Source organism: Acrocarpospora sp. B8E8, from assembly GCF_039871605.1.
Classification (GTDB): Bacteria; Actinomycetota; Actinomycetes; order Streptosporangiales; family Streptosporangiaceae; genus Acrocarpospora; species Acrocarpospora macrocephala.
The window spans coordinates 1-12328 of the sequence record NZ_JBDPLV010000071.1; the positions used below are offsets into that span (position 1 = coordinate 1).

Annotated in this window: 15 protein-coding genes; 8 read left to right on the forward strand and 7 right to left on the reverse strand. The window is 65.7% G+C overall.

The window, feature by feature from the left end; genetic code table 11:
* Window positions 1-51: 51 nt before the first annotated feature.
* Window positions 52-702: a hypothetical protein gene (locus ABGB08_RS43775; RefSeq protein ID WP_347603297.1), complete on the reverse strand. Its 651-nt coding sequence runs from the start codon at window positions 700-702 to the stop codon at window positions 52-54.
* Between the two features lie 246 nt (window positions 703-948).
* On the opposite strand from ABGB08_RS43775, the gene ABGB08_RS43780 reads away from it, so the two are divergent.
* The 3 genes from ABGB08_RS43780 to ABGB08_RS43790 all read left to right on the forward strand — a co-directional run bounded on the left by ABGB08_RS43780 (window position 949) and on the right by ABGB08_RS43790 (window position 2921).
* Window positions 949-1569: a TetR family transcriptional regulator gene (locus ABGB08_RS43780; protein ID WP_246268757.1), complete on the forward strand. Its 621-nt coding sequence runs from the start codon at window positions 949-951 to the stop codon at window positions 1567-1569.
* 9 nt (window positions 1570-1578) lie between these two features.
* Entirely contained in the window at window positions 1579-2526 is a 948-nt protein-coding gene (locus tag ABGB08_RS43785) for an LLM class F420-dependent oxidoreductase (protein ID WP_347603300.1), read from the forward strand.
* A gap of 65 nt (window positions 2527-2591) precedes the next feature.
* Window positions 2592-2921 (forward strand): DUF1232 domain-containing protein, encoded by a 330-nt coding sequence (locus tag ABGB08_RS43790; protein WP_347603303.1) that lies wholly within the window; start codon window positions 2592-2594, stop codon window positions 2919-2921.
* On the opposite strand, the gene ABGB08_RS43795 is transcribed toward ABGB08_RS43790, so the two are convergent.
* The 3 genes from ABGB08_RS43795 to ABGB08_RS43805 all read right to left on the reverse strand — a co-directional run bounded on the left by ABGB08_RS43795 (window position 2918) and on the right by ABGB08_RS43805 (window position 5602).
* On the reverse strand, window positions 2918-4114 hold the full coding sequence (locus ABGB08_RS43795; RefSeq protein ID WP_155357465.1) for an amidohydrolase family protein: 1197 nt from the start codon (window positions 4112-4114) through the stop codon (window positions 2918-2920). The genes ABGB08_RS43790 and ABGB08_RS43795 overlap by 4 nt on opposite strands.
* 158 nt (window positions 4115-4272) lie before the next feature.
* The gene (locus ABGB08_RS43800) at window positions 4273-5061 is read right to left on the reverse strand and encodes an SURF1 family protein (protein WP_347603306.1); all 789 of its coding nucleotides are present in this window, start codon (window positions 5059-5061) and stop codon (window positions 4273-4275) included.
* Between the two features lie 34 nt (window positions 5062-5095).
* Window positions 5096-5602: a helix-turn-helix domain-containing protein gene (locus ABGB08_RS43805; RefSeq protein ID WP_347603309.1), complete on the reverse strand. Its 507-nt coding sequence runs from the start codon at window positions 5600-5602 to the stop codon at window positions 5096-5098.
* Between the two features lie 246 nt (window positions 5603-5848).
* Here ABGB08_RS43805 and ABGB08_RS43810 point away from each other — a divergent pair, with 246 nt between their 5' ends.
* From ABGB08_RS43810 to ABGB08_RS43820, 3 genes are all read left to right on the forward strand, one after another.
* Window positions 5849-6292, forward strand: coding sequence for a GNAT family N-acetyltransferase (locus ABGB08_RS43810; RefSeq protein ID WP_347603312.1), 444 nt, complete (start codon window positions 5849-5851; stop codon window positions 6290-6292).
* The gene (locus ABGB08_RS43815) at window positions 6289-6876 is read left to right on the forward strand and encodes a TetR/AcrR family transcriptional regulator (RefSeq protein ID WP_347603315.1); all 588 of its coding nucleotides are present in this window, start codon (window positions 6289-6291) and stop codon (window positions 6874-6876) included. The genes ABGB08_RS43810 and ABGB08_RS43815 overlap by 4 nt, the downstream gene beginning before the upstream one ends.
* Window positions 6877-7121: 245 nt before the next feature.
* Complete coding sequence (locus ABGB08_RS43820; protein ID WP_347603318.1) at window positions 7122-8582, forward strand: methyltransferase; 1461 nt, start codon at window positions 7122-7124, stop codon at window positions 8580-8582.
* A gap of 9 nt (window positions 8583-8591) precedes the next feature.
* Here ABGB08_RS43820 and ABGB08_RS43825 read toward each other — a convergent pair whose 3' ends face one another.
* The 3 genes from ABGB08_RS43825 to ABGB08_RS43835 all read right to left on the reverse strand — a co-directional run bounded on the left by ABGB08_RS43825 (window position 8592) and on the right by ABGB08_RS43835 (window position 10236).
* Window positions 8592-8933, reverse strand: a complete 342-nt coding sequence (locus ABGB08_RS43825) for a GntR family transcriptional regulator (protein ID WP_347603321.1) — start codon at window positions 8931-8933, stop codon at window positions 8592-8594.
* 530 nt (window positions 8934-9463) lie between these two features.
* Window positions 9464-9874 carry an ATP-binding protein gene (locus ABGB08_RS43830; protein ID WP_347603324.1) on the reverse strand — a complete coding sequence of 137 codons (411 nt, stop codon included), beginning with the start codon at window positions 9872-9874 and terminating at the stop codon, window positions 9464-9466.
* Window positions 9871-10236 (reverse strand): hypothetical protein, encoded by a 366-nt coding sequence (locus tag ABGB08_RS43835; RefSeq protein ID WP_347603327.1) that lies wholly within the window; start codon window positions 10234-10236, stop codon window positions 9871-9873. Before ABGB08_RS43835 ends, ABGB08_RS43830 begins: the two co-directional genes overlap by 4 nt.
* A 227-nt stretch (window positions 10237-10463) precedes the next feature.
* On the opposite strand from ABGB08_RS43835, the gene ABGB08_RS43840 reads away from it, so the two are divergent.
* Together ABGB08_RS43840 and ABGB08_RS43845 are read left to right on the forward strand one after the other, a co-directional pair.
* Complete coding sequence (locus ABGB08_RS43840) at window positions 10464-11588, forward strand: helix-turn-helix domain-containing protein (RefSeq protein ID WP_347603330.1); 1125 nt, start codon at window positions 10464-10466, stop codon at window positions 11586-11588.
* 11 nt (window positions 11589-11599) lie between these two features.
* The gene (locus ABGB08_RS43845) at window positions 11600-12175 is read left to right on the forward strand and encodes an HD domain-containing protein (RefSeq protein ID WP_347603333.1); all 576 of its coding nucleotides are present in this window, start codon (window positions 11600-11602) and stop codon (window positions 12173-12175) included.
* The last annotated feature ends 153 nt before the right edge of the window (window positions 12176-12328 follow it).

Here is a 12328-nt window from a genome sequence, read left to right on the forward strand (position 1 = left end):
GGGAATCACGGAGGTGATATCCGTGATTGCCCCACCCGCACCACTTCGAGGTCAGTGCAGTAGTAGGTCCCAGTGGTCGGGTTCGCGGGCGTAGATGTCGTTTTCCTTGTTGCGGTAGAGGGCGGCTCCGTCGCCGCGGGTGCGGTGGAAACGGAATTTTCGGGTTATATATGAGTCGATGCATTCATTGTGTTTGATGTCGACTTTGTAGCCGTTGCCGTGGCTGTAGATGCCGTGGGCGTGGCCGGTTTCGGTGCCGCCGGTGATGACGATGCGGCAGCCGCTGCGGCGTTTGAGGTCGATGGTCTTCATGAGTGTGCCGTACCGGATCGAGTGGAGCGAGGTGCAGTACGGGCGGTTCTGGTCGGTGCATCTGCCGGTGGCCTGCCAGCCGACGCCGGCTCGGGAGATGCGGCGCATGGCACGGTTGCCGCTGATTCGCAGGCCGGACGCTCGGCCGTGCCACGTGGTGCTTCTCACCTTCCCTTTCGTGGCCGCGATCCGGCTGCGCAGGGCGGCGGCAGCCCGGCCTTTCGTGCGGAGCGCCTGGAGCGGCGGCCGGATCTGCACCGATGACGCCGGAGCGCGCCGGACCGGCGTCCCGTTGGCGTCCTGGCGGGCAGTGGTGTCCTGTTTGGTGTCCTGCCGAGCCGCGGCCGGCCTGGTGTTCATGGGCAGGGTGGCCAGGACAATCATCGTCATTCCGGCCGCACCCCACAAAGTGTGACGTAACTGCACCTCGGTTTCCCCCGTTACTCTCAGTCGTGGGGGAGTTGCCAAAAGGATCAATCCCACCGGGATGTCGCGCCCATCCCTGTGTGGGGTGAGAGTTTGCCCCAGGATGCGCATCATCTGGTGGGTCCATGACCTAACGGGGGCGGGAGCCGTACAGTGACCGATGTGCCCGAGCCGCGTGTGAGAGCTTCCGAGAGGACCAGGGAGCTGATTGTGGAGACAGCCCTGCGGCTGTTCAGGGAACGGGGGTTCGAGGCGACGACAATGCGGGCAATCGCCTCCGAAGCGGGTGTTTCCGTGGGTAACGCGTATTACTACTTCGCTTCGAAGGAACAGCTGATCCAGGCGTACTATGACCGGGCGCAGGCCGAGCATGAAGCGGCGTGTGCGGAGGTGCTGGCCACCGAGGGGGCGTTCGCCGCGCGGCTGCGCGGGGTGCTGTGCGCGTGGGTGCGGGTGTCGGAGCCGTACCATGAATTCGCGGTTAAATTCTTTAAGCACGCGGCCGAGCCGAGCAATCCGCTGAATCCGTTCAGCGCGGATTCAGCGCCGGCGCGGGAGTCGTCTGTCGCGATTTATCGCCAGGTTGTGGATGGGTGTACGGATCGAATGGACGCCGAACTCCGGGCGGAGTTGCCGGAGTTGTTGTGGTTGCTCTCGATGGGCGTGGTTTTGTTCTGGGTACACGACACATCCGCCGGATGCGCGCGGACCTATCGCCTGATCGATAGAACCGTGCCGCTGGTCGATAGGCTCGTCGGGTTGTCGTACTTGCCCGGCTTGCGCGGTGTGACCAGGGACTTTATCGAGGTCGTCCGCGAGCTTCGAGAGTGAGGATGGACTGTGGAACGTTGGGGAATCACGATTCCGTACGCCGGGCAGGTGCTTGATCGCGAGCTTGTCGCGGAGCTGCCGAAGCTGGGATACACGGACGCGTGGTCGGCGGAGGTGAACGGGAGCGACGGGTTCACGCCGCTGGCGCTGGCCGCGGGGTGGGCGCCCGAACTTCGGCTGGGCACGGCCATCGTGCCCGTGTCCACGCGCGGCCCCGGACTTCTGGCGATGACCGCGGCCACTCTGGCCGATCTCGCTCCGGACCGGTTTGTTCTGGGCATCGGCGCTTCGTCCCCCGTGATCGTCGAAGACTGGAACGCGGGTGAGTTCGTCAAACCCTTCGCCCGTACCAGGGACACCCTCAGATTCCTCCGCGCCGCGCTCGCCGGCGAGAAGGTGACCGCGACATACGAGACCTTCGACATCAAGGGCTTCAAGCTTGAGCGAGCCCCTCGTATCCCACCCAAAATCGTTCTGGCCGCGCTCCGGCCGAGGATGCTGCGGCTGGCCGCCGCCGAAGCCGACGGTGCGATCACCAACTGGCTGTCCCCGGAGGACGTACGGAAAGTCCGAGCCGAGCTCAACGACGACACCGAACTCATCGCCCGGCTGTTCGTGGTCGTCAGCGAGGACGCCGACAAGGTCCGCGCCCTGGGCAAGCGCATGATCGCCGCCTACCTGACCGTCCCCGTCTACGCGGCGTTCCACGACTGGCTCGGCCGGGCCGAGATGCTCCGCCCGATGCACGAGGCCTGGGCGGCCAACGACCGCCAAGCCGCCCTCAAGGCTATCCCCGACGAGCTCGTCGACCAGCTGATCGTGCACGGCGACGCCGCCACCTGCCGCGCCCGGATCACCGAATACGTCGCGAACGGCCTCACCACCCCGGTTCTCGCCCCGATTCCGGCCGACGAGACGCCGATCGCCCAGATCGTCCGAGACCTTGGAACGGCCTGAAAAGATCGTTCGTTATCGGGGGGAATGCTCGGGTAAAGCACTCCTGAGCCCTTTGGAGGTCGGCGATGGCGAAAGCGCGGCGAGCGGCGCAGGTCTACCGTGCGTACCAGGACGTCTCCCGGCCGGGCAGCCCCGGCCTGATGGCCCGAATTCGGGCCGTCCCCCGCATGATCCGCGGGGCCATCCGCGGTGAGTATCGCGGCCTGGGCAAGGGCAAGCTCAGCATGATGGGCTTAGCCGTCCTCTACATCGTCTCCCCCATCGACGCGATCCCCGACTTCCTCCTCGCCATCGGCATCGTCGACGACTTCGGCGTCCTGGTCTGGCTCACCACCGCCCTGCTCGGCGAAAGCGGTCAGTACGTCACCTGGGAGAAGCAGCGCCGCCTCCCCTAGAGCTCTTCCATTCGCAGCCACGCCCGCGAGGGCAGCGGATGGCCGAAGAGGCGGGCGGCATTGCCGTACGCGACCCGGGCGAGGTCGGCGGGGGGCAGGTTGCCGAGGCGGTGGGCGATGGCACGCTGCGTGTCGGGCCAGGACGATTCCGACCGGGGGTATCCGCTTTCCAGGAGCACGTGCTCCATCCCGACGGCCATCCGTACGGCGCTCAGCGCGGTGTCGTCGAGCGACCCGAAGAAGAAGTTCCGGCGCAGGACCTCGCTCGGCTTGAGCCCGCCCTCCCAGCTCGTCTCGCTGGCGACCGGGTGATCGAGGGCGTAGTCGGCCCGCTCGGAGAGCATCGGCAGCCAGCTCACGCCGCCCTCGACGATCAGGATGCGCAGGGACGGAAACCGCAGCGGGACCCCCGACCAGAGCCAGTCGGCGCAGGCGAACATCGCGCTGGCCGGGATCAGCGTGGTGATCGCCTCGATGGGGGTGTCGGTGGACGGGACCGGCGCCCAGGAGGAGCCGCCGGTGTGCAGGCAGACGACGGTGCCGGTCTCCTCGCAGGCGGCGAAGAACGGATCCCAGTGCCCGCTGTGAATGGACGGCAACCGCAGCCGCGTCGGGAACTCGGGAAACACCACGGCCTTGAAGCCACGCGCCGCGTTCGCCTTGATCTCCGAGGCGGCGATCTGCGGATCCGGCAGCCAGGGCAACTGCAGGGCGATAATCCGCTCCGGATAACTCCCCGCCCACACGTCCACATGCCAGTCGTTCCACGCCTTGACCAGGGCAAGCCCGAGATCCTGGTCGCGGGTCCTGGCGAACGCCATGCCCGCCTGCCCCGCCAGCATGCCCGGAAAGTTGACCGCCGCCCAGATTCCGGCCCGATCCATGTCCTGGATCCGTTCATCGATGTCATAGCAACCCGGGCGCATGTCATCGAATCGGACAGGATCGAGCGTCCACTGCTCCTTGGGCAGCCCAGCACCGACGTCCAGCCCGGCGACCGGGTACGTCGCACCGCCATAGCGCCACACCTGGTGCCCGGAATCGGTGTCCACCACTCGGGGTGCCAGGTCTTCGAACTTGGCCGGAAGGCGATCTTCGAACAGGTCCGGCGGTTCGATCACATGATCGTCAGCTGAGATGATCACATAGTCCCGCCGCCTCGGCTCTGGGTCAGGAAGCAGCGGCGTGTTCACAGGAGTCAACGGTAGAGGCAAGGAATAACACCAAACAAGCTGCGAGGTCTCCGGTTGGTATCCGTTCGTTCACCCGGGGCGTCTGAGGTCTTTCGTCCAGATCGGGGGCTTGGTTAAACCTTACGTGCGAACGCGCGAGCAGGCGGAGAAATGCGGGTTCAGCGCGCCGTGGATTGCACGGATTCTGGCGACGATTGCGCCGCGGCCCGCAGATCGCGAGCCTCTCGCCGGATCAGCAACAGCCACCCGCCGATCGCGATCCCGATGAACATCCACCACTGCACCCCGTAGGCCAGATTCAGCCCGCCACCACTTCCCGGATCGGGCTCCGGCACCGGCTCCGGCGCACTCGCCGCCGCAGGCTCCTGCGCACTGAGCTCGACAAACCCCCCATACAGCCGGTACGGCAACCCTGCCCCCAGCACAGAATCGTTGATCAACAGGATCTGCTTGGGGGGCAATCCCGCACGATCCTCGATTCCGGTCGTCTCCTCAGTCTCCGCAGGCCGCAACCGCCCGGTCACAGTGACCTCACCCGCCGGAGTCGCAGGCACCGAAGGCGTGCCATCCGCGTCCGTCCCCGCCGCGACCCACCCACGATTCACCAGCACCGCCCCCGCCGGGGTCACCAGCGGCGTGACCACATAAAACCCAACCCGCTGATTCTGGGTACGCCGCCGCACCAGCCACTCATGCGACGCGTCAAAACTCCCCCGCACGGTCACCGCCCGGAACTTGTCCCTTTCCGGTACGACACCGCCCACCACCGCCAAATTCGCCAGCGGAACCGGGCCGGCGGCCAGATTCGCGGAGGTCCGATCACTGGCCGACGAACGTTCCTCGTACCGCCCGAACTGCCATCGCCCCAGGAACACGAACGCCGGAATCACCAGCAGCACCACAACGTGCAGCGCCAGCCAGCGGGGAGTCAGCAGAAACCGATACACGAACTCAAGCCTAGGCACCCACCCGAGTGCCCCGTCAGCCGACCACGGCAACAGTGTTAGCAGGCTGCTTTAGGCGGGCGCTTGGGCCTGGGCGGGGGGTGACGTCGCGGGGGGTGGCTACCTCGTGGCCTTGGGTGCAGCGCATGTGTTGTTCGATCAGGGCGCCGCAGCCTCGGTGGGTGAGGAGGACGGGAGGGCCTTCGGGGTCGGAGACGTAGCGGTCGCCCCAGTGCATCAGGGATACCAGGATGGGGTAGAGGTCTACGCCTTTTTGGGTTAGTCGGTATTCGTCGCGTTGGCGTTGGCCGGGCTCCTGGTAGGGGACTTTTCGGAGGAGGTCTTCTTCTACCAGGCGGGTGAGGCGGGCGCTCAGCACTTGGCGGGGGGCGCCGGTGTTGGCCTGGAGGTCGGCGAAGCGCCGTACTCCATTGAATGCCTCGCGTAGGACGAGGAAGGTCCACTTTTCGCCCAGCACGGCAAGCGTTCGTTCGATCGAACAGTTATCCAGCCGGTACGCGCTCCGATCGGTCACGCCGTCCATGGCTCGCATCGTAAATCATTACCTCTCTTGACATTTGCCGCGCCTCCGGCACGGCAGGCTCGGCCGCGCCTGTGTCTTCCCTCGTCTCTCCAGTCGCTTCGCTCCCTGCGTTCCTCAGTCCAGACACAGGCGCGGCCGAGCCGTCATCTGAGTCTACTTGACAGACCTAGCTGGCCCAAGGAGGCTGAGTCCATGGAGAGAACTCAGGTGGAGGTTCGGCCGACGCGGGCCGGCGACGAGGATGGTGTGCGGAAGTTCCTGCTCGGGCTGTCGTTGCACACTCAGTCCCACCGGTTCTTCGCGGGGGTGACGAAGCCGAGCGCGAGCATGATGCGGGCTTTACTGGCCAGGGACGAGCGACGGGATTCGCTTGTGGCGGTCGTGGAGGATCGGGTGATCGGGCATGCGATGGCGTTTCGGGATGGCGTTGATGTGGAGATCGCCGTGGTCGTCACCGATGAGTGGCAGGGGGTGGGAGTGGGATCCCAGCTGGTGCGTACGTTGCTGCGGCGGGTGAGCGGGGCTGAGTGGCTCGCGATGGATGTGATGGGCGACAACCGGAAGGTGCTCGCCATGGTTCGGCGGGCCTGGCCGGATGCCATCATGACCATCGAATCCGGGTCTGTTCAGGTCAGAGCGGAACTTACATTTGCAGAACAAGGTTCTGTTGCGTCACCATTGACGGTGTGAAGAGCGCGAAGAATGGTCGTGACGGCCGGACCCGGATCATCGAGGGCGCCCTGCGCCGGTTCAGCCAGGATGGCGTCTCCGCGAGCACGCTGGCCAGCCTTCGCGAGGAGAGCGGCGTCAGCGTCGGTAGTTTCTATCATCATTTCGCCAGCAAGGAACATGTCTTTGGGGTTCTGTACTCGGAGACGCTGGTCATGTATCAAGAGGCGTTCGTCACCGAGCTGACCCGGCATGAGGAGGCTCGCGCCGGGATCGAGGGCATCGTCACCCTGCACATGGCTTGGTGTGGGGAACATCCGGAGCGAGCCCGGCTGCTGGTCAGCGAGCGTCCGCCCCGGCGCGAGGAGCCGGGGGGAGCCGAGGTGGCGGAGACCAGGCGCACCTTCTTCCGTCAGGTCTCCGACTGGTGGCGGCCCCACACGAAGGCGGGCCTGCTCAAACCGGTGGATGCCACCATGTGCTACGTCCTGTGGCTGGGACCGGCGCAGGAGATGTGCCGCCTCTGGTTCGCGGGCGCCCACCAGCCCACCGAAGCGGAGATCAAGGAACTCGCCGAAGCCGCCTGGGCCAGCCTCCGCATGTGAGAAGAGCTCAAGAATCCTCCGCGAAGCCGTGTGCACGCGAGAAGAGCTCAAGAAGCCCCCGCGAAGCCCTGTGCACGCGAGAAGGGATCAAGGAGGCCCCCGCGAAGCTGTGTGAACGCGGGAAGGGATCAAGGAGCTCCGCGAAGCCGTGTGCGCTTGCGAAAGGTGTGTATGTGAGCGGGTCCGAGCTGACCGTGCTGCGGGAGCGGGACTTGGGCACTCTTCGGCGGCGCTAGATTGCTTCCGTGAAAGCTCCATCTGACCTGCTGCGACGGCTTCGGGCCCGGTTCGATGAGACCGGATACACGATCGACGGGGTGCGTGAGCGGCTGGGGGACGTAGCCGCCGGGGCGCTGGCCCGGGAGGAGCTCGTTCCCGCGTTGCGGGCCACCAAGGACCTCGACCCGCTCGCGGCGCTGATCCGCCTGTGGTGGCTGGGCGTCCCGGTCAGTACGGCAGCCGCCGACCTTCCGCTCTCCGAACTCGTGCAGTGCGGCCTGCTGGTGAAAGTCGGAGACGCGGTGCAGGCCAGCGTGCACCTGCAGCCCTGGGAGACGGGCGGCTACGTCGTCTCCGACCGTAAGGTACGCCCAGGCGACCCTGCGGTCCGCCGCGACCACGTCGTCGGCGCGGGCGGCGCGTCCGCCAACCTGGCCCAGCTGGTCACCCGCCAACCGGTCGAACGCGCCCTGGACCTGGGCACCGGCTGCGGCGTACAAGTCCTCCACCTCGCCGATCGCGCCGATCACATCGTCGCCACCGACGTCAACCGCCGCGCCCTCGACCTGGCCCAGCTGAGCTGGGGCCTGTCCGGAATCGAGGGTGTGGACGTGCGCAGGGGCTCGATGTTCGATCCGGTCGAGGGCGAACGTTTCGACCTGATCGTCTCCAACCCGCCGTTCGTGATCTCTCCCCATGCCCGTCTCACCTACCGCGAGGCCGGCTACCAGGCCGACGACTTCTGCCGCGAGCTGGTACGGCTTGCGCCCGCCCACCTCAACCCTGGCGGCCACTGCCAGCTTCTGGCCAACTGGCTGCACGTCAAAGGTGAGGACTGGCAGGATCGGCTGGGCGGCTGGCTGGCGGAGACCGGTTGCGATGGCTGGGCCGTACAACGGGATGCGCAGGATCCGGCCGAGTATGTCGAGCTCTGGCTCAAGGACGCCGCCGAACAGGGCACTCCCGCTTACCGGGAGCGCTACGACGAGTGGCTGGCCTGGTTCGAGGCCCAGAACGTCACCGGCATCGGTTTCGGCTGGATCACCCTGCACGCCTCCGGCACGCTTGACCCGGTCGTCCGCGTGGAGGAACTCTCGCAGCAGGTCGAACTCCCGGTCGGCGCCTACCTGGCGGACATCCTCGACTCGATCACCACTGCCCACCGCCTGACCGACGACGAGCTACTGGCAGCGGCCCTACAGCTGAGCGAAGGCATCCTGGAAGAACGGATCAGCCTTCCCGGCGCTGAAGATCCGACTCGCATCGTCCTCCATCAGACCCGAGGACTGCGCCGCACCACCACGGTCGGCACGGTCGAAGCCGCACTGGCGGGCGTTTGCGATGGAGAACTCCTCCTGAGCCCACTTCTAGGCGCCATCGGCGACATCCTCGGCGAGGAGAACCTAACCCCCAGCACTCTGCGCCCACTGATCGCCGAAGGGTACTTCCGACTTCCCACATCCGCGGAAGCCTTCAAGATCAACTGAAGGCCCAAGCTACACCGGCGGTCGTGCGCCGGGATCAGGCACACCGTCCCCAACCCTCAACCCCAGCAGACCCCCAGCCATCAAAGCACGCGGGCCCGCGCCACGCCCGGCAGTGGCCTCCTCCCACACCTCCAGCGCAGGCCACCGCTCCGGCCGCGCCGCGAAACGCGGCCGTCCCGCCACCGTGTACACCCACCCCGCCCAGCACAGCATGCCCACCGCCCGCCGGGCGGTCTCCACCGAGACGCCGTACCGCGCCACCAGCGCCTGCCGAGTCGGGATAGGCCGATCAGGCGCAATCCGGCCGCCCCGGATCTGATCGGCGATCTCACAGGCGATCCTCAAATACATAGGCCGCATATCCGAACCGGTCGCAGCGCCCCCTACCCCGACAATCGTTCCCGCGCCGCCAACGGTGTGAGCCAGCCCGCGTTCCCTCAACTCGCGATGCGCCGACCGTGCGGTCTCTCGCGCCACGCCGAACACGCCACTGAGCTCGTCTTCGCTGGGAACCTTCTCCCCGGGAGCCAAATCCCCGTTTTTGATCATCAGGGCAAGGACGTCCGCGATCTGTCGGTACAACGGGATCGGGCCTGCCCGATCCAGCGCATCAGGCGTCAGGCCAGCGCATCTGCGCTCACCCACAACGGGACGGCCTCCAACGATTCGAATGAGGCCCTGCCGTTTCAGGTCGTGCTGCACGATGGCGGCGATACCCCTGCTGATCCCATACGTGCGGCTCAGCTCCCACAGACGCGGAAACAGATCGCCAGGGGCCAGCTCACCACCACGGATCTTGGCGACCAGTGTCCCGGTCACCTCCCGGCATCGAGACTCGGCGATAGATTCGGGGACCGATTCGGCCGAGCGAGAATCGCCGGTCATACACCCACCTCAAACCACACCGTTCGGCCCGACCCGTCCTCATCCCAGCCCCAGGCACGAGCCATCAGCTCCACGAGCCGCAGACCACGCCCCCCAGAGGCCAGCAGCCCCTCACCGTCCCGGACCTGCGGCTTGTTCTCATCCGACCCCTGGTCGCTGACCTCCACCCGCACGACCCGGTCACCCTGGTCGCCGCAGCCGAGGACCGCCACCGCCACCCGTCCGCCCTGCCCCGAATCGCTGTGCGCCACGGCATTCCCAACCAGCTCCGATACCAGCAGCAGCACATCCGCCGCCTCACCGACGCCCGCCCGCTCCAGCACCCCCCGCACAAAGGCCCGCGCCCGCACCACCGACACGGCCTCACCCGGCAGCTCGACAGCCCCCAGCACCCCCAAGCCCGTCACGGCGACACCGCCGCGATGATCGCTTCCGGGGCGTGCTCATTCGCCGCCCACACCGCACCCGTTCCCGCGCCGGTTCCCCAGGTGAATTGCCAGCCGTCCCGCTCCTTGCGGGTGCCGACCTTCATCACCCCGTCAGGCCCGCCGCCCGGCACATCCAGAACCGGCAGCTCATCACGCGACCCTGGCAGCCGCACCCGGCATGGCATACCTAGCCATTCCAGGTCATAGGCCAGCTGCACCAGCAGCCGGTAACCCTGAAGCCGTAACTCCTCACGAGACGAGAGCGGCCCCGCCGACGGTCGCCGATCTTCCTTGCGGACTCTGCGTCTACGACGCCCCTGCTTAGCCCTAGAATCCTGCACGGGTCGCACCTCCACTGTGCGATTAAGGACCCGTCCTCGTGTTCGCCCACTTGGGCGGGTCCGCTTTGCGTCAAATTCGACATTCCGCGTCAAGACTCGAAACGTCGCATGCCATCCAGAGCCTTGTTACGCTGAGTTCCTCGCACTTCCTCATGCGTTACGTTATGAGTGTGTCTTTCCTGATGGAACTGACTGACAGTCCGAGTACGCGGCGGTGACGGCCTCCAATGCCTCAACGACGACCCTCAACACTGACCACCGGTCGAGGTTTTACCGAGCGTGGCCGTGAAGGCCGCATTTCCGGCTACGTCTTCAAGCTCATGCGGGAATCCACTGGGCTCACCCAGGAGCAGCTAGCTGAACGTTTGAACGTGGATGGCACGACCGTTCAGGGGTGGGAATCCGGCCGTCGGCCGCTCATGGCCGTTCCCGTGGGAAGCTATCTCGCCTTGAAGCACACGCTTCTGGGGCTCCCCGTCGCTCCTCGACTGCTCTCGCAGTTGGATCTAGCAATGGAAGCGGATCGTTTCCTCGGCTACATCCTCAGCGCCGATCGAGCAGATACCACGGGTCACCCACTCGCCTCATGGGTGATCACGCGCTCCTTTACTGACCTGCTCGCGTGGCCCTTCACCAAGCAGATTCCAGTAGTCCTGTCCGGAGTTGCCTCTCCAAGAGCCCGTCGAGGTCCGGTTCCTTCAGGCCCCGCACTTGCCGCCGACGAGGCTCGTCATGTCTTCACTCACCTGAAAGTCATCGCCGAACTCGCCGACGTTACCCAAGTGGACGGCATGCTTCTCCGCAGGCAGGCTCACTACGTTGCTGGATTCGATGGCTCCAGTGAGACCGCCGACTGGCTTGCCGTCATGCAGCACGCCGAAGAACGCCGTATTCGGCAGACTGCCGAATGGACACCCGCGTGGGCTGTTGTTCGGTCAGGCGCTCATACCCTCGCGCGCTTCGGTGATCGCGACGCCTTGGCCCACTTCATTCGGGGAAGTCTCGGCAGCGATGAATGTGAGGTAGCGAACCTCAATTACTGGGCGTACTGGTTAGGGGAGCTGGCCGAACCCCAGATAGCCGACACTTTCATGATCGAACCGCAGGCATGGCACGGCACCCGCCTACTTGATCACCTGATCGCCAAGCTCTACGCCGCGAATCCTTACATCGACGTAGTCGCGCACACCCTCTGGTCTCTGCTCACATCCAGGCCCGCTCTTCTCCCTCAAGCCGTGAGTCGTGTGATGCCCCCGCTCACCCGTACGCTCGACGACGATGGCATCTCCGACCAATCCCGCCGAGAGTTACAGGAAGTGTTCTACGCTCTCCGCATGTCCCAGCGTCGATAGAAGGGCCGTTCATGGCGGATGAACTCTCGCGGCTTACCGGCCTCCTCTACGAGATTGGCCTGCTCAAGCGCTACAAGCGAACCGGATGGTTGATCGCCGGAGTGAAGGACCCCGAGAGCATCGCGGAGCACTCCTTCCGAACAGCCATCATTGCGAGCGTGATCGCAGCCATGGAGGGCGCGAACCCTGAGCGCACCGCCTTTATGAGCCTCTTCCATGACACGCAAGAGACTCGAATCACCGATATCCCCTACGTGGGCAAGCGATACCTCACAGCTATACCGAACCAGGAGGTGACCGCCCACCAGACGGCTGGTCTCCCCAGCAGCGTGGCCACGATCATCACGAATGCCGTGGAAGAGTACGAAGAGCGCACCAGTCTGGAGAGCCGATGTGCGCGCGACGCCGACAAGCTGGAATGCCTTCTACAGGCGCTTGAGTATCGCGATCAGGGCCATAGCAATGTTCAGCCGTGGATCGACAGCTCACTTGCCGCTCTCCATACGCCGAGTGCGAAGCGACTCGCAGAGGAAGCACTCAAGGCCGGATCCCTGGAGTGGATGACCCGGGTCCTCAGCGACGGCTGACCCGCATCTCAGGGAACCACGAACTGGGGGGTTCCGGCTCCGGGAGGCCCGGCATAAGCGCAGCGTTCTCGCGGTAGCCCTGCACCCGCCGTCCGATTGTCCGTGGTCAGTCAGCCCCCATCAAGTGCGGTCGTGCATGCAGGACAACCAGCG